Consider the following 21,565-nt stretch of genomic DNA (forward strand, 5'->3'; position numbering starts at 1 on the left):
TCAGTTGAAAGAGAAAGCTTTTTTGAAAATGAAAGCGTTTTTCCTTGTTTTACTGCTTGCGTTTGCGATGTTGTTCATGCCGGCTTTCGGCAAGGCGGACATTGCATTTGCGAAAGAGAACCAAAATTATGCGGAGTTGCTGCAAAAATCAATTCTTTTCTATGAGGCGCAGCGCTCGGGAAAGCTTCCGGAAGGCAGCCGTCTGAATTGGAGAGGGGACTCTGCGCTTGAGGATGGAAAAGATGTCGGCCATGATTTGACAGGCGGATGGTATGATGCCGGAGATCACGTGAAGTTCGGCCTTCCAATGGCTTATTCTGCGGTCGTTCTGTCATGGTCCGTCTATGAGTACCGCGATGCCTATGAAGCGGCCGGACAGCTTGATGCGATATTAGACAATATCAGATGGGCGACAGACTATTTTATTAAAGCGCATACAGGCCCTTATGAGTTTTGGGGCCAAGTCGGCAATGGGGCCCAAGATCATGCCTGGTGGGGCCCGGCCGAAGTAATGCCTATGAAGCGGCCGGCTTATAAGATAGATGCAGCCTGTCCCGGGTCAGACCTTGCCGGCGGTACAGCAGCAGCCCTAGCTTCTGCATCAATCATTTTCAAGCCGACAGACGCTTCTTATTCAAATAAACTATTGGCCCATGCCAAGGAATTGTACGATTTTGCCGACCGCTACCGCGGCAAATATTCAGACTGCATTACAGACGCGCAGCAATATTATAATTCGTGGAGCGGGTATAAAGATGAGCTGACATGGGGAGCCGTCTGGCTCTACTTGGCAACCGGCGAACAAAAATATTTGGATAAAGCGCTTGCTTCGGTCTCAGATTGGGGCGATCCCGCAGGCTGGCCTTACCGCTGGACGCTTTCCTGGGATGACGTCACTTACGGAGCACAGCTGCTGCTCGCTCGTCTGATGAACGAATCCCGATTTACCGCATCTGTCGAACGCAATCTTGATTATTGGTCGACAGGCTACAATCATAATGGAAGCACAGAGCGTATCACTTATACACCAGGCGGGCTGGCGTGGCTTGAGCAGTGGGGATCGCTGCGCTACGCTTCAAACGCCGCTTTTCTCGCTTTTGTTTATTCAGATTGGGTAAAAGATGCCGGCAAAGCAAAAAGGTATCGGGGTTTTGCGGTTCAGCAAATGAACTATATGCTTGGGGATAATCCGCAACAGCGCAGCTTTATCGTCGGGTACGGAACAAACCCGCCGAAACACCCGCATCACCGCACCGCACACGGTTCATGGGCCGATCATATGAATGTCCCTGAAAACCACCGCCATACCCTTTACGGCGCGTTAGTAGGCGGACCGGGAAGAGATGATTCGTACCGGGACGAAACAAATGATTATGTGTCAAACGAAGTTGCGATCGATTACAATGCGGCTTTCACGGGCAATGCAGCGAAAATGTTTCAACTGTATGGTGCCGGGCAATCACCGCTGCCTCATTTTCCCGAAAAGGAAACACCAGAAGATGAATTTTTTGCAGAGGCATCCATAAACAGCTCGGGAAACAACTACTCAGAAATCAGAGTGCAGCTTAATAACCGATCAGGATGGCCGGCAAAGAAAACCGATAAGCTGTCGTTCCGCTATTACGTGGACCTGACTGAAGCGGTGAATGCCGGATTTTCTTCGGAAGATATAAAGGTATCAACCGGATACAACGAAGGGGCGTCGGTGTCCCAGCTGAAGCCATATCACATCGACGAACACATTTACTATACGGAAATCAGCTTCAGCGGGGTTATGATATACCCCGGCGGTCAATCCGCCCATAAGAAAGAAGTTCAGTTCCGCCTAGCGGCTCCGGCGGGGACGTCTTTTTGGAATCCGGAAAATGACCACTCTTACCGGGGGCTGTCACACACGCTGGCAAAAACCCGGTATATGCCGGTATATGATGAAGGCCGGCTTGTTTTTGGAAATGAGCCCGACTAAAAAACACCCGGATTCAATCCCCGGCAGTCCCATCATATGAAAACGAAAGCTTGAAGCTTCAAAAGGAGGACGCATCATGGACAATAAAACACGCTTTATGCAATTGTATGAGCAAATTAAAAATCCGCAAAACGGTTATTTTTCGCCTGAAGGCATTCCTTATCACTCAGTTGAAACGCTCATATGCGAAGCGCCTGATTACGGCCATATGACAACATCTGAAGCATACAGTTATTGGCTGTGGCTTGAAGCGATGTACGGCCGATACACACAGGACTGGTCAAAGCTAGAAGTCGCCTGGGATAATATGGAGAAATATATCATCCCGGTCAATGAAGGCGATGGAAACGAAGAACAGCCGACGATGAACTATTATAACCCCTCAAGCCCTGCCACATATGCCGCCGAACACCGCCACCCAGATCTTTATCCTTCGTCTCTGACCGGACAATATCCGGCCGGAAACGATCCGCTTGACAGTGAACTTAGATCCACATACGGAAGCAATGAAACGTATTTAATGCACTGGCTGCTTGATGTCGATAACTGGTATGGATTTGGGAACCTGTTGAACCCATCACACACCGCCATTTATGTGAACACTTACCAGCGCGGTGAACAGGAGTCTGTTTGGGAAACGGTTCCGCACCCCTCTCAGGATAATCAGACGTTTGGAAAACCGAATGAAGGATTTATGAGTCTGTTTACAAAAGAAAATCAGGCTCCTGCCCCGCAATGGCGCTACACTAATGCGACCGACGCCGATGCGCGCGCCGTTCAGGCGATGTACTGGGCAAGGCAATGGGGCTACAGCAATACGAAGTATTTAGAAAAAGCTAAAAAAATGGGGGACTTTCTCCGTTACGGCATGTATGACAAATACTTTCAAGAGATTGGAAGCGCTGCTGACGGCTCGCCTTCCCGCGGAACTGGAAAAAATGCCTGTCATTATTTAATGGCATGGTACACCGCTTGGGGAGGCGGATTGGGACAGTATGCCAACTGGGCGTGGCGGATCGGTGCGAGTCATGTGCACCAAGGTTATCAAAACCCTGTCGCTTCTTATGCACTGTCGACGGCTGAAGGCGGATTGGTTCCAAATTCATCCACCGCGCGCAGCGATTGGGAAAAGGCGCTGAAAAGGCAGCTGGAACTTTACACGTGGCTGCTTTCTTCAGAAGGAGCTGTTGCAGGCGGCGCCACGAACAGCTGGAACGGCAGCTACAGCGCATATCCGCAGAATGTCAGCACATTTTACGGAATGGCATACACAGAAGCGCCTGTATATCACGATCCGCCTTCTAACAATTGGTTCGGGATGCAAGTCTGGCCGCTGGAAAGGGTGGCGGAACTGTATTATATTTTCGCAGAGAACGGTGACAAATCGTCTGAAAACTTCCAAATGGCAAAGCATGTGATTGAAAAATGGATCGCGTACTCGCTTGATTATGTGTTTGTGGGCGAACGGCCTGTTACTGATGAAGAAGGCTATTATTTAAATGAAGCGGGAGAACGCGTCCTTGGCGGCCAAAACCCGCAGATCGCCGTACAATCCGATCCAGGCGAGTTTTGGATTCCGGCAAACCTTGAATGGAGCGGCCAGCCTGATCCGTGGAAGGGATTTGATTCATTTACCGGAAATCCGGGACTGCATGTCACGACGAAGAATCCTTCTCAAGATGTCGGCGTTCTCGGCAGCTATATTAAAACGCTTGTCTTCTTTGCAGCCGGAACAAAAGCCGAAACCGGCGGCTTTACCGCTCTTGGAAACAAGGCCAAAAACGTGGCAAAAGAACTGCTTGATGCAGCATGGAATAAAAATGACGGAATCGGTATCGCAGCAGAGGAAGAACATGAAGATTATATCCGCTACTTTACGAAGGAAGTCTATTTTCCGAATGGCTGGAGCGGCAGAAACGGGCAGGGCAACACCATTCCTGGTTCCAACACTGTGCCGTCTGATCCGGCAAAGGGCGGTAACGGCGTCTATATCAGTCATGCCGACCTGCGTCCGAAAATTAAAAACGATCCGATGTGGCCTTATTTGGAAAATAAATATCAGACCTCGTGGAATCCGAATACAGGCAAATGGGAAAACGGTCTGCCGACTTTTGTGTATCACCGTTTCTGGTCTCAGGTCGATATGGCGACAGCTTACGCTGAGTATGACCGTTTAATCGGAAATGCATAACAATCGGTAAGAGAATGCCAGATTGATATGCGCTTGAACGTTTGGGAAAAGGCGGCGTTCAGCCGCCTTTTTTAAATTTAGGGATTTTAGCGAGTGTTTTGCACGATCATCTAAAAAAGGAGATCAAAAGTTTGAGAGAAAAATGGTTAGCCTTATGTTTAAAGTCGATCATTCTGTTCGTTTTGATCATGGGAACCGTTCTTTTATCCGCAGTTCCGAAAGCTTCGGGAACAAGCGGGCCAGCAAAGCAAAAAAAGCAGAGCATCATCACCCCGTCAGACCTTTTGGAAAACATGAGCCCCGGATGGAACCTTGGCAACACGCTGGATGCTGTTCCGACAGAAGGCTCTTGGAACAATCCGCCGGTTCGCGAGCATACTTTTGATGATATTCGCGACGCGGGGTTTAAAAGCGTCCGGATTCCGGTGACATGGGACTCCCACATCGGCAGCGCTCCCGGGTATCCGATCGACACCGCTTGGATGAACCGGGTGGAAGAAGTGACGGATTGGGCGTTGGAAAGAGAATTTTATGTCGTGTTAAATATTCACCACGATTCTTGGCTATGGATCAGCCGCATGGGAAACAGCCAGCAGGAGACATTAGATAAGCTGGGGAAAGTCTGGAAGCAAATTGCCGAGCGTTTTAAAAACAAAAGTGAACGCCTCCTGTTTGAAATCGTCAATGAACCGACTGGAATGAACGCATATCAAATGAATCTGCTTAACCGCGAGATGCTGAACATCATCCGTTCAACAGGCGGCAACAACAGCCAGCGGTTTGTGATCGTCGGGGGGCTTGAAGATAACAAAGATGAATTGCTTCATTCATTTGAACCGCCTGATGATGACCGGATTGTCCTCACATATCACTATTATTCTCCGTGGGATTACGTATCAAACTGGTGGGGCCGGACAACTTGGGGATCGGCAGCCGAAATCTCCGAGATGGAGGAGGATATCAAACCGGTTTATGAAAAATTTGTAAGGGAAGGATACCCGGTTATCATCGGCGAATACGGTACCCTCGGCGCCAATGAAAAGCATTCAAAGCGGCTCTATCATGATACGTTTGTCCGCCTTGCCCACAAATATCAAATGATCCCGATGTGGTGGGACAACGGGAATGACCAGTTTGACCGGACTGAGAGACAGTGGCGCGATCCTGTTGTTAAAGAGATTGTCATTCAGGCGGGACGCGGCGTTCCCAATGCGATCATCAAACCGGCAGATCTTTTTATAAAAAAAGGTCAAAACCTCAGCGATCAGACGGTGGACATTCAGCTGAACGGCAATGTGCTGACTGGCATTTATCAGAAATCCGAACCATTAAAGGAAGGCAGTGATTATACAGTTGACAATGCCGGAAAAACGGTCTCTATTAAGGCATCCTGCTTGGCAAAGCTGCTGAACGGGTCCGGGCAGCCTGGGGTAAAAGCGCAGCTCACTTTTACGTTTCATAAAGGAGCCAGCCAGGTTATGGATATCATTCTTTATGATGACCCGAAGCTTGAAAAAAGCGAATTCACCATCAGTCAATCGGCAATCAGCGGTGATCTCAAAATCCCGGCGTCACTGAACGGAACGAAGCTGGCTACGGTTAAAGGAGTCGTCGATTCTACAGGAAGGCCGGTTCTTGAAGAAGTATGGTCATGGACGCCCTACTTGAACTATGACGAGGATTTTTAGACGGGGATTTGTATTTGAGAGAGCGGGTTTTAAAGTATTTGAAAAGCAATTCCACCTTTACATTTGAACTGTGGCCGAAAGGCGTCGAGACGGTCGTGAAGGTAAAAGTCACGCCTTGAACGGCCTTCTAATCTCTGAATGGCGCCGTCCATGGATCCTCTCTATGAAAGCAGGGAAAACATAATGATGACGAGAAAGGTTTTTTTGACACTGCTGATGCCGTTTTTGCTTGCGCTTTCCGCCATTCAGTTTGGCAATCCCCGGCCGGCACTAGCCGCATCTCCTTTTGTTGAGACATCCGGAACATCGTTCACTTTAAATGGAAAAGACTTTTATTTTGCCGGGGCGAATAACTATTATTTCCATTATAAATCTAAAAAAATGGTCGATGATGTGTTCGAAGATATGAAAGCGATGAATTTGAAAGTGATCCGCATCTGGGGTTTTCTTGACGGCCAGCCGCAGGAAAATACCGTCATGCAGCCAAGGCCGGGCATATATGATGAATCAGGATTTTCAAAGCTTGACTATGCCATTTATAAAGCGGGGCAGACAGGGATAAAACTAGTCATCCCTTTTGTGAACAACTGGGATGATTTCGGCGGAATGAATCAATATGTCAGGTGGTTTCAGGCGGATGGACATGACGCCTTTTATACTCATCCGGACATTAAAGAGGCGTATAAAAATTATGTATCCTATATGCTGAACCGAGTCAACACATATAATGGCGTCAAATATAAAGATGATCCCGCGATTATGGCGTGGGAGCTTGCCAATGAACCAAGGGTCCAGTCTGACAGGACCGGAAATACACTTGTCGAATGGGCGGATGAGATGAGCGGATTTATTAAATCCATTGATCAGAACCATCTTGTAGCGGTTGGAGATGAAGGATTTTATCATATAGAAGGGCACCCTGATTGGCATTACAACGGCGGAGAGGGTGTGGATTGGAAAAGGCTGACCGCTCTGAAGCATATTGATTACGGCACATATCACCTCTATCCGGATCATTGGGGCAAAACGGCCGAGTGGGGGAATCAGTGGATCACAGACCATATTTGCGATGGAAAAGAAATCGGCAAGCCGGTCGTTTTAGAAGAGTACGGCTATCAGGATAAGTCCAGAAGGGACGACGTCTACAGAACATGGCTTGAACTCATAGAAAAGCAGGGCGGGGCGGGCAGCCAATTTTGGATTTTGACCGGTATTCAGGATGACGGGACCCTTTATCCGGACTATGACGGTTTTCGGATCGTTTATCCGAGCTCTGCCGCTTCTGTCATTTCAGAACATGCGAAGCGGATGAATGAAAAATCATCCCCTTCCGAAATGCGTCAGACTAAACGCTGTCATGATTTGCAATAAAAATATGGTTATGGTATAGTTTTATTGGAAATGCTAACGATAGCCGAGGCGAAGAGTGGGGAAACCCGCTCTTTTGTATTGAACAGGCAATTTTGTCTCGACATGTTCATCGTTTTTTCTAAAATCCCCTGCTTTTGAAGCAGGGTTTTTACGAGGGAGCTGATGAATGGGAGCCTGCACAAGGAGGAAAAGTATGAGTAACAAAGTGATCGATACCGTCAGCGAAATGGTCCAGCCTATACTAGACAATCTTCAGCTTGAGCTCGTTGACATCGAATTTGTCAAGGAAGGTCCGAGCTGGTTTCTTCGCGTGTTTATTGATTCAGATGACGGCGTGGACATCGAGGAATGTGCCAAGGTTAGCGAAGCTCTTAGTGAAAAGCTCGACGAGGCTGATCCGATCAAGCAAAACTATTTTCTTGAAGTATCGTCACCTGGAGCTGAGAGGCCTTTAAAGAAAGAAGCCGATTTCATGAAAGCGCTCGGAAAAAACGTATATATTAAAACGTACGAACCTATTGAAGGCAATAAAGAGTTTGAAGGCGAGCTTTCCGCATTTGACGGTGAAAACGTGGAAGTCGCGGTGATGATCAAAACGCGCCGGAAAACGATCAATATTCCATATGATAAAGTAGCCAAAGCAAGGCTGGCTGTTTCGTTCAATTAATTTTTGACTGTTTAAGGGGGAAACCATAAACATGAGTAGTGAGTTGTTAGATGCCCTGACGGTTCTTGAAAAAGAAAAGGGAATCAGTAAGGACATTATTATTGAAGCAATTGAAGCTGCGCTCATTTCCGCTTATAAGCGGAACTTCAACCAGGCGCAGAACGTCAGGGTAGATTTAAATCGCGACACCGGTTCAATCCGCGTTTTCGCCCGCAAAGATGTCGTGGATGAAGTGTATGATCCGCGCCTTGAAATCTCGATTGAAGATGCCGTAAACATCAATCCGAACTACATTGTCGGAGATGTCGTGGAAATCGAAGTGACACCGAAGGATTTCGGCCGCATCGCTGCCCAGACGGCAAAGCAGGTCGTGACTCAGCGCGTCCGCGAAGCGGAGCGCGGCGTCATCTATTCCGAATTCATCGATCGCGAAGAAGATATCATGACAGGCATCGTTCAGCGGATCGACAATAAGTTCATCTATGTCTCTTTAGGAAAAATCGAGGCCCTTCTGCCGGTTTCAGAACAGATGCCGAATGAAGTCTACAAGCCTCATGACCGGATCAAAGTGTTCATTACAAAAGTCGAAAAAACGACGAAGGGTCCGCAGATTTACGTTTCAAGAACTCATCCAGGTTTATTAAAACGGCTCTTTGAAATCGAAGTCCCGGAAATTTACGATGGAACGGTCGAGCTCAAATCCGTGGCGAGAGAAGCGGGAGACCGCTCGAAGATTTCCGTCCGCACGGATAATCCCGACATCGATCCCGTCGGTGCCTGCGTCGGACCGAAGGGTCAGCGCGTTCAGGCGATCGTTAATGAATTGAAAGGCGAGAAAATTGACATTGTTCACTGGTCAAACGATCCGGTTGAATTCGTCGCCAATGCGCTGAGCCCTTCAAAAGTGCTCGACGTCATCGTCAATGAAGAGGATAAGGCGACAACGGTTGTCGTTCCCGACTACCAGCTGTCGCTCGCCATCGGAAAAAGAGGTCAAAACGCCCGCCTGGCAGCCAAGCTGACAAGCTGGAAGATCGATATTAAAAGCGAAACAGATGCAAGAGAGCTTGGAATTTATCCAAGGGAGCTTGAAGAAGAGGAGCCGGAAGAGCTTTTCTTTGAAAGCGAAACTCCAGAATCGGATGAATAAGAGGTGACCTTTGGTGAAAAGCCGAAAGAAGATCCCGCTTAGAAAATGCGTCGTAACAGGGGAAATGAAGCCTAAAAAGGAGCTCATCCGCGTCGTCCGTTCGAAAGAAGGGGAAGTTTCCGTAGACCCGACCGGCAAGAAAAACGGCCGGGGAGCCTACCTTACACTTGATAAAGACGTCATTTTAACTGCAAAAAAGAAAAACAGCTTAGCAAATCAGCTTCAAGCACAGATTGATGATCAGATTTTTGATGAACTGCTGGAACTGGCGGAAAAGGAGAACAGATAAATGTCGGAATCAGAATGGTTTTCCTTGCTGGGTCTGGCGAATCGAGCTCGAAAGGTCGTGTCCGGAGAAGACCTGGTTGTGAAAGAAATCAGGCATTCGCGCGCAAAGCTTGTTTTGCTTGCAGACGACGCATCGGCTAACACGGAGAAAAAAGTAACCGACAAATGCAGGCACTACGATGTACCGGTGAAAAAAGTCGGAGATCGTATGCTTTTGGGCCGTTCAATCGGCAAAGAATCCCGTGTGGTTGTTGCTGTCACTGATCAAGGTTTTGCGAATACGTTGCTCCGAAAGCTCGATTAATTTTTTTGGGGGTGAACGAATGGCTAAAATGAGAGTTTATGAATATGCAAAAGCCATAAATGTTTCAAGTAAGGATATTATCGCGGCATTGAAAGATATGAATATCGAAGTCAATAACCATATGGCGATGATCGAAGAAAATGCGATCAAACAGCTCGATCAAAAATTCAAGAAGGGCGCTAAACCTGCGGGAAATAAAAAGGATGCCGGTACAGGCGGACAAAAGCCGCAGCAAGAAGCCGCAAAACAGAATGCCGGAAGTAAGCCAAATAAAAATCGAGACGGAAAGAAGAATAACGTGCAGAATACTCAATTTAACAATAAAAACAAGAAGAAAAACAACAACAACAATAACAAAAAGAACAAGCGCGGTAAAAATCATCAATCTCCGCAGGAGAAGCAGTTCAAGCCGAAAAAAGAACTGCCTGAAAAAATCGAATTTACCAACTCAATGTCGGTCGGGCAGCTTGCCGAAGAGCTCGGAAAAGAACCGTCAGAAATCATTAAAAAATTAATGCTTCTCGGCACTATGGCAACGATCAACCAAGATCTTGACAAAGATACCGTTGAGCTGATCGCTTCAGAATACGGCGTCGACGTCGAAGAAGTGATCGTCCTTGAAGAAACCGAGTTCGAAAAATACGAAGAGCCGGATCAAGAAGAAGACCTTGAAATCCGTCCTCCTGTCGTTACAATCATGGGCCACGTCGACCACGGAAAAACAACGCTTCTCGACAGCATCAGAAAAACGAAGGTCGTCGAAGGCGAAGCCGGAGGCATCACACAGCACATTGGCGCTTATCAGATCGAGGAAAACGGCAAAAAGATCACCTTCCTTGACACTCCGGGCCACGCCGCATTCACAACGATGCGCGCACGCGGTGCGGAAGTTACGGATATTACGATTCTCGTCGTAGCTGCAGATGACGGGGTCATGCCGCAGACGGTCGAAGCGATCAACCATGCGAAAGCGGCTGAAGTGCCGATCATCGTCGCTGTCAACAAAATCGACAAACCGACGGCAAACCCTGACCGGGTGATGCAGGAGCTGACAGAGCACGGTCTTGTTCCGGAAGCATGGGGAGGCGAGACGATTTTCGTTCCTCTTTCAGCACTGTCAGGAGAGGGAATCGATGAGCTGATCGAAATGATCCTGCTCGTCAGCGAGGTCGAGGAGCTCAAAGCGAATCCGAACCGCAGAGCAAAAGGAACGGTCATCGAAGCCGAGCTTGATAAAGGAAAAGGTTCTGTCGCAACACTGCTCGTTCAAAACGGAACGCTTCACGTCGGAGATCCGATCGTTGTCGGGAACACATTCGGACGCGTTCGCGCGATGGTCAATGATATCGGCAGACGCGTTAAATCGGCGGGGCCGTCAACACCTGTTGAAATCACCGGGTTGAACGAAGTTCCGAACGCAGGGGATCAGTTCCTTGTGTTCAAAGACGAAAAAACAGCCCGTTCAGTCGGAGAAGCGCGCGCTACCAAACAGCTTGAAGAACAGCGCAGCGATAAAGCGAAGCTCAGCCTTGATGACTTGTTTGAACAGATTAAACAAGGCGATGTCAAAGACATTAATCTCGTTGTCAAAGCCGATGTGCAAGGCTCTGCTGAAGCTCTCGTTGCAGCACTGCAAAAAATAGAAGTCGAAGGCGTCAGAGTCAAAATCATCCACACAGGCGTAGGTGCGATTACTGAATCAGACATTATTTTAGCTTCTGCATCAAATGCAATCGTGATCGGGTTTAATGTCAGACCTGACGGAAATGCTAAGAGTACCGCCGAAGCCGAAAATGTGGATATCCGCCTTCACCGCATCATTTATAAAGTCATCGATGAGATCGAAGCAGCCATGAAAGGCATGCTTGATCCTGAGTATGAAGAAAAAGTGATCGGCATGGTTGAAGTCCGTCAAACATTCAAAGTCTCTAAAATCGGAACGATTGCCGGAGGCTATGTAACGGAAGGTACGATCACGCGTGACAGCGGAATCCGCTTGATCCGCGACGGCGTCGTCATCTATGAAGGTGAAGTCGATGTGCTGAAACGCTTTAAAGATGATGTAAAAGAAGTTTCACAAGGATATGAATGTGGTATCACCATTAAGAAATACAACGACATACGCGAAGGCGATATGATCGAAGCGTATGTTATGCAAGAAATTGAAAGAAAGTGATCGGTTTCGTTGAATGCGAATGCATCATTTACGATGCATCATCACTCAAGGAAAAACGGGCGGTGCTGAAGCGGGTGATCACAAGAATCCGCGCAAAGTTCAACGTTTCTGTTTCAGAAATTGACTACCAGGACACTTGGCAGCGCACAAGCTTTGGTATCGCCGCCGTTTCTTCCTCTCGCGTGCAAACGGAAAAAGAGCTGCAACGGGTTCTAAGCTTTATCGACTCTTTTCCGGAAATTGAACGGACGATCACGAGAACAGAGTGGTTTTAACGTAGAGGTGGTATGGTCATGACGATGAGAGCTACCCGTGTGGGTGAGCAGATGAAAAAAGAACTTGGTGACATTATCGGTAGAAAGCTGAAAGATCCGCGGATCGGATTTTTAACAGTCACTGATGTCAGGGTCTCAGGTGATCTGCAAATTGCCAAAGTGTATATTTCCGTTTTAGGCGATGAAAAGAAACGGGAAGAAACGCTCAAAGGCCTGGCAAAAGCAAAGGGCTTTATTCGTTCCGAACTTGGAAACCGAATCAGGCTTCGCAAAACACCTGAAATCCATTTTGAGTTCGATGAATCGATCGATTACGGAAACCGTATCGAAACATTGATTCACGAGCTGAACGCAAACAAAGAAGAATCATAAGCTGAAAAAGGATAGGCGGGCGACTGCCTGTCCTTTTTAGCTCCAAATGAGAAAGGGGCGAAGAAACACGAATGTATAACGGAGTCCTTCTGTTACATAAACCGGTCGGCATGACTTCACACGACTGCGTCATGAAGATCCGCAAACTGTTGAAAACAAAAAAGGTCGGCCATACCGGCACATTGGATCCCGAGGTGTCGGGCGTCCTCCCGATCTGCGTCGGGAGAGCAACCAAAATCGTCGAGTATTTGACCGAAAAGTCCAAAACATATGATGCAGAGGTCACGCTTGGCTGTTCCACGGAGACAGAAGACCAGACGGGAGAAGTCACGGAAACGAAACCCGTCTTAGCGCCGCCTGATGAACAGACCGTGCAGAGCGTACTGAGATCTCTTGAAGGAACGATTGAGCAAGTCCCGCCGATGTATTCCGCTGTCAAGGTAGCCGGCAAAAAGCTGTATGAATACGCGCGGGCCGGAATCGAGGTTGAACGGCCGAAGCGGGCCATCACCATCCATCATATCGAACTGGCATCCGAGATTCGCCACGAGCAGGATAAAGCCCGCTTTCGGTTTGTTGTGACATGTTCAAAAGGCACATATGTCAGGACCTTGGCGGTAACAATCGGGGAGAAGCTCGGATATCCCGCGCATATGTCCCACCTGGTCAGGACCGCATCAGGCCCTTTTACCCTTGATGAATGCTTGACCTTCGAAGACGTCGAAGGCTTGATTGCTGACGGAACATTGTCCGAAAAGTTCGTCCCCATCGAACGTGCGCTTGATCATTTGCCGAAATGGATAATTAGTGATACATTAGCTAAGAAAGTGGAAAATGGAGCGGTGCTTGAAACGCCCGGCAGCTTTTCTCATTTGACGAGCGAAGACCGAATTGCGGTCTTTACGGAAGCAGGCCGGTGCACAGCCGTCTATTATCCGCATCCGACCAAGACCGGCCTGTTGAAGCCGGCAAAAGTACTCGTGCAAAAAAGCGAACAATAGAAAAGGTGACCGTTCTTGAAGACGATACATATTTCCCACCCACACGACTTGAAGCGTGAGGATTTTCCGACATCAGTTATGGCATTAGGCTATTTTGACGGTGTTCACCTGGGACATCAGCAAGTGATTCTTACTGCAAAAAACACCGCGGCAAGGGAAGGGGTCAAAACGTCGGTGATGACCTTTCACCCCCACCCTTCTGCCGTGCTCAAAAAAGGCCGGGAGCCAAAAGATTTAATCACGCCTTTGCAGGACAAAATCAGCATCATTGAAGATTTAGGGGTCGATTTTTTATACGTTGTCACATTTACCCCTGAATTCGCTTCTCTATCGCCTGAAGAATTTATCGATCAATATATACTCGGCTTTCACGTTACTCATGTTGTCGCCGGATTTGACTTTACCTTCGGGAAATTCGGCAAAGGCACAATGGAAAACTTCCAGGAGTATGCGAAAGGCAGTGTCAAAAGCACGTCTGTCGCAAAATATTCCAATCAGGACCAAAAGGTGAGCTCCACGAGAATCCGCACCGTCCTGGGAGCCGGAGACGTCGAATACGCCGCTGAACTGCTCGGCAGGCCGTACCATGTGAAAGGCTTTGTGATCCACGGCGATAAAAGGGGCCGAACGATCGGATTTCCGACCGCCAATATCGGCCTTAAAGACACATACATCGTCCCGCCGACAGGTGTGTATGCCGTTAAAGCCGAAATCGGCGGCGCTGTCTACAACGGCGTCTGCAATGTCGGATACAAGCCGACGTTTTATGAAAAACGGCCGGGGCAGCCTTCAATCGAAGTCAACTTATTCGATTTTGACCGTGACATATACGGGTCCGAAATTAAGGTTGAATGGTATAAGCGGCTGAGGAGCGAAAAAAAATTCGGCAGCGTTGACGAGCTTGTCGAACAGATTTCCAGAGACAAAGAAGAAGCGATCCGCTTCTTCAGAGAGCGGAAGCCGGCCGGAATCTAGATGTATGGAAACGGCAATACGCGTCAACAATGGTGATAATAGCTAAACTTCATCATAAATGGTTGCATTAGGCCCGCATTTCTAGTATCATATTGTCTGTAGCTTTAAAACCGTTCACTTGGCAAATCGAATCACCGGCGTTTGCTAGGTAATCGGGGCTAATATTATATGGAGGTGAAACAGGATGGCAATTACTCAAGAGCGTAAAACACAACTCATCAATGAGTTCAAAACCCACGAATCTGACACGGGATCACCGGAAGTTCAGATCGCTATCCTAACAGATCAAATCAACAACTTGAACGAGCATTTACGCACTCACAAGAAAGACCATCACTCACGTCGCGGTCTTCTTAAAATGGTAGGTAAACGTCGTAATCTTCTTACGTATCTTCGTAACAAAGACGTAACTCGTTACCGTGAGTTGATCAACAAACTAGGATTACGTCGATAATCGTGAAAAGCGGGAGGATTCCCGCTTTTTTATCGTATAAGAACGAATATCCGGCAACTCCAAAACGCGTTGTTCATATAAATGATTTTAAATGACACCGATTCATTCTTTACATAGCACTTTGCCATTGATATGTTCAATTCATTTCGTTCATAATAGGAGTAACCTAAAAACTATCCGAAGAGAGGAGTTCATATAAGAATGGGACAAGAGAAACATGTCTTTTCCATAGATTGGGCCGGCCGCAAGCTGACGGTAGAAACCGGCCAGCTTGCAAAACAAGCAAACGGAGCTGTCATGGTGCGTTATGGAGACACCGCCGTGCTCAGCACCGCAACGGCTTCAAAAGAACCTAAAACCGTAGACTTTTTCCCGTTAACCGTGAATTATGAAGAAAGACTTTACGCCGTCGGAAAGATTCCGGGCGGGTTTATTAAAAGAGAGGGCAGACCGAGCGAAAAAGCGATTCTCGCCAGCCGGTTAATCGACCGGCCGATCCGTCCGCTGTTCGCAGACGGCTTCCGGAATGAAGTTCAAGTCGTCAGCATCGTCATGAGTGTTGACCAGGATTGTTCGTCGGAAATGGCGGCAATGTTCGGATCGTCTCTTGCGCTGTCCGTATCGGACATCCCGTTTGAAGGGCCGATCGCCGGAGTGACGGTAGGGCGGGTTGACAACGAATTCATTATCAATCCGACACTTGAACAGCTTGAAAAAAGCGACATTCACCTCGTCGTAGCGGGAACGAAGGATGCGATCAACATGGTTGAAGCAGGAGCAGACGAAGTTCCGGAAGAGATCATGCTTGAAGCGATCATGTTCGGTCACGAGGAGATCAAGCGGCTTATTGCGTTCCAGGAGGAAATCGTCGCCGCTGTCGGGAAAGAAAAATCAGAAATCACCCTGTATGAGATCGATTCCGATCTGAAAGAAAAAGTGCGGGGAATGGCCGAATCAAACCTCTTAAAAGCGATCCAGGTTCATGAAAAGCACGCGCGCGAAGACGCGATCAGCGAAGTGAAAAACGAGGTTTTGGCCAAGTTTGAAGAAGAGGAACACGATGAAGACACGCTGAAACAAGTGAAAGACATCTTGTCGCAGCTTGTTAAAAATGAAGTGCGCCGTCTGATCACGGAGGAAAAAGTTCGTCCTGACGGCCGGGCTGTCGATGAGATCCGCCCGCTTTCTTCAGAAGTCGGACTCCTTCCGAGAACACACGGTTCAGGCCTTTTCACACGGGGTCAGACGCAGGCGCTCAGCATTTGTACGCTCGGTGCGCTTGGCGATGTGCAAATTTTGGACGGTCTCGGTGTCGAGGAATCAAAACGCTTTATGCACCATTACAACTTCCCACAATTCAGCGTCGGGGAAACAGGGCCGATGCGCGGACCGGGACGCCGCGAAATCGGGCACGGAGCCCTCGGGGAACGTGCGCTTGAACCGATTGTTCCGTCTGAAAAAGACTTCCCGTACACCATCCGCCTCGTCTCTGAAGTGCTTGAATCAAACGGTTCAACTTCCCAGGCGAGTATTTGTGCAAGCACGCTTGCGATGATGGATGCAGGGGTGCCGATTAAAGCACCGGTTGCCGGAATCGCGATGGGTCTTGTCAAATCAGGTGACAACTACACGGTCTTAACCGATATTCAAGGTATGGAAGACCATCTCGGAGATATGGACTTTAAAGTAGCGGGAACGTCCAAAGGCGTCACAGCTCTGCAAATGGATATTAAGATTGAAGGCCTATCAAGAGAGATTTTGGAAGAGGCTCTTCAGCAGGCGAAAAAAGGCAGAATGGAAATTCTTGAAAGCATGCTGAGCACATTGGCTGAATCAAGAAAAGAGCTTTCTCCTTATGCGCCGAAAATCTTGACGATGTCGATCAATCCGGATAAAATCCGCGACGTCATCGGACCAAGCGGAAAACAAATCAATAAGATCATTGAAGATACAGGTGTTAAAATCGATATTGAACAAGACGGCACAATCTTCATCTCTTCCACCGATGAAAGCATGAACCAAAAAGCGAAGAAAATCATCGAAGACCTTGTCAGAGAAGTTGAGGTCGGACAGCTTTACTTAGGTAAAGTAAAGCGGATTGAAAAATTCGGAGCTTTCGTTGAACTGTTCAGCGGAAAAGACGGTTTGGTCCATATTTCAGAGCTTGCGCTCGAACGGGTAGGAAAAGTCGAAGATGTCGTCAAAATCGGCGACGAGCTCCTTGTTAAGGTTACCGAAATCGATAAACAAGGACGCGTCAACTTATCAAGAAAAGCTGTACTGCGTGAACAGAAGGAAAAAGAAGAACAAAAATCGTAAAAAAACGGTGTTTTATCTTGCTTCTGTCTTCGTCTTCAAAGCAAAAGGAAGCCTGGGTAACCCGGCTTCTTTGTTTTAAGCCGTGAAAACGGTCCGGTTCTATCTTGTCCTTTTCTCACATATTTTGTGGGGAAGGGAGGAATACAATTGAAAAGAACGATTGTTCGTGTTTCCGTTTTTTTCTTTCTTTTGCTGATGTCCTATCAGATGATGAACCGTCCGTATTCACAACATTACATAGATGCGATGAAAAAAGATGCGGTCACGGTTGCCGCTCAGAAGGACGAATTGTACCAGGAGCTTTTGCAAAAAGCGCCTGAATATGAAGTAAAGGCCCAGAATGCGAAAATTGATCAAATATGGAAAGCGATGCCCGGCTACAACGGCTTAAAAGTAAACATCGAAAAATCGTACAAAAAAATGAAACGGGCCGGAGCATTTGATGAGAAGCTGCTCGTTTATGATCAAGTGAAACCTGACGTTCATTTAGAATCCTTAAAGCCTGAGCCGATCTACCGCGGACACCCGGATAAACCGATGGTCTCGTTTATTATCAATGTCGCTTGGGGCAATGAATATTTGCAAGAGATGCTTCCCGTTTTAGAAAAGCATCGTGTCAAAGCCACCTTTTTTTTGGAGGGCAGATGGGTGAAACATCATCCCGAGCTCGCAAAAGCCATCCAAAACGGCGGGCATGAAATCGGAAACCATTCATACAATCATCCGGATATGAGCAAACTGACGAGAGAACGTATTTCAGAACAGCTGCGGATGACAAATGAACAAATAGAGGAAACGCTCGGCGTCAAGCCGAAATGGTTCGCCCCGCCGAGCGGCAGCTTCCGCAAAGAGGTTGTGGATCAGGCTCACAAGATGGGGATGGGAACGATCATGTGGACAGTTGATACGATCGATTGGCAGAAACCGCAGCCGGCCGTCTTACAGCAACGGGTATTAAGCAAAGTACATAACGGCGCCATGATATTAATGCATCCGACAGATCCAACTGCAAAAAGTCTTGCCGTTTTGATACAGAACCTTCATGAAAAAGGCTATCAAATCGGAACTGTCTCACAGCTGATGAATGAAAAAAGGCTTGTTGAAGAATAGGATGTGCGGCCCGTTCTTTGAATAGGAGGAACAAATTTGATTAAACGGTATACTTGTCAAAATGGGGTAAGAATCGTATTCGAAAACAATCCCACTGTCCGGTCTGTGGCCATCGGAGTTTGGATTGGAACCGGATCAAGACATGAAACACCTGAAATTAACGGTATTTCGCACTTTCTTGAGCACATGTTTTTCAAAGGGACTAAAACGCGCACTGCAAGGGACATCGCAGAGTCTTTCGACAGAATCGGCGGACAGGTCAACGCGTTTACCTCAAAGGAATATACGTGCTATTACGCCAAAGTTCTCGATGAGCATGCAAGCTATGCTCTGGAAGTGCTTTCTGACATGTTCTTTCATTCATCATTTGACGAGGAAGAATTGAAAAAAGAAAAAAACGTCGTCTATGAAGAGATTAAAATGTATGAGGACACGCCTGACGACATCGTCCACGATCTCTTGAGCAAAGCGTCATTCGGCAGCCATTCCCTCGGTTATCCGATCCTTGGCACAGAGGAAACGCTTGCTGAATTTGACGGAGATTCGCTCAGAAAATATATGGACGAATATTACACGCCTGACCGTGTCGTCATTTCGATAGCCGGAAATGTGCCGGAAGCTTTTATAAAAGAAGCTGAAAAGCATTTCGGCTCATATGAAGCCAAAGGCAAAAGAACCGGCATGACAAAACCGGATTTTCACCATGAGAAAATGACGCGCAAAAAAGAAACCGAACAGGCTCATCTCTGCCTCGGCTTCAACGGGCTGGAAGCAGGCCACCCGGAAATCTACGATTTGATCGTTCTCAATAATATTTTGGGAGGGAGCATGAGCAGCCGCCTCTTTCAGGATGTCCGGGAAGATAAAGGTCTTGCATATTCCGTGTTCAGCTACCACACTTCCTATGAAGACAGCGGCATGATGACGATCTACGCCGGAACCGGCGCAAATCAGCTTCAGCTTCTGTCAGAAACGATTCATGAAACACTGCGCGTGCTGAAAAGCGACGGAATCACACCGAAAGAGCTTGAAAACAGCAAAGAGCAAATGAAAGGCAGCCTGATGCTCAGTCTCGAAAGCACAAACAGCAAAATGAGCCGCAACGGCAAAAATGAGCTTTTGCTCGGCAAACACCGGACGCTTGATGAAATCATCGAAAAGTTGAATGCCGTCAGCCTCGAGCGTGTGAACAATCTTGCCAACCGGATTTTCACCGATGATTACTCGTCTGCATTGATCAGCCCTTCGGGTGAGCTGCCGAAATAATGCCTCGTTAAAACATGCTTGTCTTTTTAGGCAGGCATGTTTTTTGTTATCGGTTCATACATCATAACAAAAGGGGGTTTTTTCATGAGGCTGAGTGAACTTTCGGGAAAAGAAATCGTCGATGTTAAGCGGGCCGAACGGCTCGGCGTACTGGGGCAGACGGATCTTGAGATCAATGAGCAGGACGGACAGATTACCGCTCTTATCATCCCTTCTGTTAAATGGTTCGGACTTGGCAGAAAACAGGGGAATGACATCAAGGTGCCCTGGTCGCAGATTCAAAAAATCGGATCGGATATGATCATTTTGGATGTGCCGGAAAGCAGCGTGACAAAAGAAGAATAAGCAAGGCTGGAAGGACCCGCCCGTCCCTTGAGGCGGGCTTTTTGTTTTTCTGGATTTCAATTCACCGCTATTTCCTTTTTGTCATATGATGAAATTAGCTTATGAATTAGATCCTTGTCAAAAAAGAAGGTGAATGTTAGAGCCATGTTAACCGGATTGACGATTGCAATCATCGGCGGCGATGCAAGGCAGCTCGAGATCATCCGCAAGCTGACGGAACAGGATGCAAAGGTCTTTTTAATCGGTTTTGACCAGCTTGATCACGGGTTTACCGGAGCTACAAAACTAAAGCTGAACGAACTTGACTTTGGCGCAATAGACAGCATTATTCTGCCTGTATCGGGCACATCGATGGAAGGGACGGTTGCGACTGTTTTTTCCAATGAAAAAGTGGTGTTAAAACAGGAACATTTAGAAAAAACCCCGCCTCACTGTGCGATTTACTCAGGGATTTCAAATCAGTATTTAGACGGCATGGCCAAAGGGGCGAACCGCCGTCTTGTCAAGCTCTTTGAAAGAGACGATATTGCGATTTACAACTCGATACCTACAGTCGAAGGTGCCATTATGATGGCCATACAGCATACAGACTTTACGATTCACGGCTCGAATGTGATGGTTCTCGGGCTCGGGCGGACGGGAATGAGCATTAGCCGGACGTTCTCGGCGCTCGGCGCACGCGTAAAAGTCGGAGCGCGCGACTCCGCCCACCTCGCCAGAATCTTGGAGATGGGCCTCACTCCTTTCCACACAAACGAACTTGCAGAGCATGTTGAAAATATCGACATTTGCATCAATACCATTCCAAGCCTGATTCTCGATAAACACGTCCTCTCACGAATGACACCCAGAACATTAATTCTCGATTTAGCAACCCGTCCCGGAGGCACCGATTTTGATTTTGCCGAAAAGCAAGGCATTAAAGCGCTGCTTGCTCCGGGACTTCCCGGGATCGTCGCGCCTAAAACGGCGGGACAGATCATTGCCAATGTTTTGTGCAACCTTTTGTCTGAATTAACAACTGACCGAAAGGGGCTGTCATAAATGTCGATCAAAGGAAAAAGAATCGGATTTGGTCTGACGGGTTCACATTGCACGTATGATGCCGTATTTCCGCAAATCGAAGCGCTGATCAACAAAGGAGCTGAAGTCAGACCGGTCGTCACGCATACTGTTAAGTCGACGGACACACGCTTTGGAGAAGGGGAAGAATGGGTTAGGAGAATAGAGGAACTGACTGGATTTAAAGTCATTGATTCCATTCCGAAAGCGGAGCCTCTCGGACCGAAAACTCCGCTGGACTGCATGGTTGTTGCGCCGCTGACGGGAAATTCGATGAGCAAGCTCGCAAACGCCCAGACGGACAGTCCGGTTCTCATGGCGGCTAAGGCGACGATGAGAAACTCCCGTCCCGTCGTCCTCGGCATTTCAACGAATGACGCGCTCGGCTTGAACGGCGTCAACTTGATGAGGCTGATGGCGGCAAAAAACGTTTACTTTATTCCGTTCGGCCAGGATGATCCTTATAAAAAGCCGAATTCGCTCGTCGCCAAAATGGATCTTTTAGTGCCGGCGGTCGAAGAAGCGCTCTCCCATAAACAAATGCAGCCTATCCTGGTCCACAATGATCAATAAATCTTTTGAAAA

General features: G+C 47.7%; 20 protein-coding genes. All 20 read left to right on the forward strand.

What is annotated here, in order from left to right:
* The first annotated feature begins 4 nt into the window (after positions 1-4).
* The gene (locus MHI30_RS09040) at positions 5-1,966 is read left to right on the forward strand and encodes a glycoside hydrolase family 9 protein (protein ID WP_075752795.1); all 1,962 of its coding nucleotides are present in this window, start codon (positions 5-7) and stop codon (positions 1,964-1,966) included.
* A gap of 76 nt (positions 1,967-2,042) precedes the next feature.
* Positions 2,043-4,157, forward strand: coding sequence for a glycoside hydrolase family 48 protein (locus MHI30_RS09045; RefSeq protein ID WP_075752793.1), 2,115 nt, complete (start codon positions 2,043-2,045; stop codon positions 4,155-4,157).
* 131 nt (positions 4,158-4,288) lie between these two features.
* Complete coding sequence (locus MHI30_RS09050) at positions 4,289-5,845, forward strand: cellulase family glycosylhydrolase (protein ID WP_237562669.1); 1,557 nt, start codon at positions 4,289-4,291, stop codon at positions 5,843-5,845.
* Positions 5,846-6,028: 183 nt separating this feature from the next.
* Entirely contained in the window at positions 6,029-7,216 is a 1,188-nt protein-coding gene (locus MHI30_RS09055; RefSeq protein WP_075752791.1) for a cellulase family glycosylhydrolase, read from the forward strand.
* A gap of 193 nt (positions 7,217-7,409) precedes the next feature.
* Positions 7,410-7,883, forward strand: coding sequence for a ribosome maturation factor RimP (gene rimP, locus MHI30_RS09060; RefSeq protein WP_023857195.1), 474 nt, complete (start codon positions 7,410-7,412; stop codon positions 7,881-7,883).
* Between the two features lie 31 nt (positions 7,884-7,914).
* Complete coding sequence (nusA, locus tag MHI30_RS09065) at positions 7,915-9,033, forward strand: transcription termination factor NusA (RefSeq protein ID WP_020451429.1); 1,119 nt, start codon at positions 7,915-7,917, stop codon at positions 9,031-9,033.
* A gap of 13 nt (positions 9,034-9,046) precedes the next feature.
* Positions 9,047-9,322 carry a YlxR family protein gene (locus MHI30_RS09070; RefSeq protein ID WP_029327011.1) on the forward strand — a complete coding sequence of 92 codons (276 nt, stop codon included), beginning with the start codon at positions 9,047-9,049 and terminating at the stop codon, positions 9,320-9,322.
* Positions 9,323-9,625, forward strand: a complete 303-nt coding sequence (locus MHI30_RS09075) for a YlxQ family RNA-binding protein (RefSeq protein WP_020451431.1) — start codon at positions 9,323-9,325, stop codon at positions 9,623-9,625. It abuts the gene before it with no gap.
* A 19-nt stretch (positions 9,626-9,644) separates the two neighbouring features.
* On the forward strand, positions 9,645-11,801 hold the full coding sequence (infB, locus tag MHI30_RS09080; protein WP_075752789.1) for a translation initiation factor IF-2: 2,157 nt from the start codon (positions 9,645-9,647) through the stop codon (positions 11,799-11,801).
* Positions 11,798-12,076 carry a DUF503 domain-containing protein gene (locus MHI30_RS09085; RefSeq protein WP_020451433.1) on the forward strand — a complete coding sequence of 93 codons (279 nt, stop codon included), beginning with the start codon at positions 11,798-11,800 and terminating at the stop codon, positions 12,074-12,076. The genes infB and MHI30_RS09085 overlap by 4 nt, the downstream gene beginning before the upstream one ends.
* 18 nt (positions 12,077-12,094) lie before the next feature.
* Positions 12,095-12,448, forward strand: a complete 354-nt coding sequence (gene rbfA, locus MHI30_RS09090) for a 30S ribosome-binding factor RbfA (protein ID WP_003181873.1) — start codon at positions 12,095-12,097, stop codon at positions 12,446-12,448.
* 71 nt (positions 12,449-12,519) lie between these two features.
* Positions 12,520-13,449 (forward strand): tRNA pseudouridine(55) synthase TruB, encoded by a 930-nt coding sequence (gene truB / locus MHI30_RS09095; RefSeq protein WP_075752787.1) that lies wholly within the window; start codon positions 12,520-12,522, stop codon positions 13,447-13,449.
* A gap of 15 nt (positions 13,450-13,464) precedes the next feature.
* Positions 13,465-14,424, forward strand: a complete 960-nt coding sequence (gene ribF, locus MHI30_RS09100; RefSeq protein ID WP_075752785.1) for a bifunctional riboflavin kinase/FAD synthetase — start codon at positions 13,465-13,467, stop codon at positions 14,422-14,424.
* Positions 14,425-14,608: 184 nt separating this feature from the next.
* A complete protein-coding gene (gene rpsO, locus MHI30_RS09105) occupies positions 14,609-14,878 on the forward strand; it encodes a 30S ribosomal protein S15 (protein WP_003181879.1) in 270 nt (89 codons plus the stop codon).
* A 201-nt stretch (positions 14,879-15,079) separates the two neighbouring features.
* Positions 15,080-17,197 carry a polyribonucleotide nucleotidyltransferase gene (pnp, locus tag MHI30_RS09110; RefSeq protein ID WP_020451436.1) on the forward strand — a complete coding sequence of 706 codons (2,118 nt, stop codon included), beginning with the start codon at positions 15,080-15,082 and terminating at the stop codon, positions 17,195-17,197.
* A gap of 195 nt (positions 17,198-17,392) precedes the next feature.
* Positions 17,393-18,307 (forward strand): polysaccharide deacetylase family protein, encoded by a 915-nt coding sequence (locus tag MHI30_RS09115; protein ID WP_237562687.1) that lies wholly within the window; start codon positions 17,393-17,395, stop codon positions 18,305-18,307.
* A gap of 36 nt (positions 18,308-18,343) precedes the next feature.
* Entirely contained in the window at positions 18,344-19,573 is a 1,230-nt protein-coding gene (locus MHI30_RS09120) for a pitrilysin family protein (protein ID WP_025811414.1), read from the forward strand.
* Between the two features lie 84 nt (positions 19,574-19,657).
* Positions 19,658-19,918: a YlmC/YmxH family sporulation protein gene (locus MHI30_RS09125; protein WP_003181887.1), complete on the forward strand. Its 261-nt coding sequence runs from the start codon at positions 19,658-19,660 to the stop codon at positions 19,916-19,918.
* A 144-nt stretch (positions 19,919-20,062) separates the two neighbouring features.
* Positions 20,063-20,962, forward strand: a complete 900-nt coding sequence (gene dpaA, locus MHI30_RS09130; RefSeq protein ID WP_075752781.1) for a dipicolinic acid synthetase subunit A — start codon at positions 20,063-20,065, stop codon at positions 20,960-20,962.
* Complete coding sequence (gene dpaB, locus MHI30_RS09135; RefSeq protein ID WP_043926412.1) at positions 20,963-21,553, forward strand: dipicolinate synthase subunit B; 591 nt, start codon at positions 20,963-20,965, stop codon at positions 21,551-21,553.
* The last annotated feature ends 12 nt before the right edge of the window (positions 21,554-21,565 follow it).

Origin of the sequence: Bacillus sp. FSL L8-0528 (assembly GCF_038593085.1) — a bacterium.
Taxonomy (GTDB): Bacteria; Bacillota; Bacilli; order Bacillales; family Bacillaceae; genus Bacillus; species Bacillus paralicheniformis.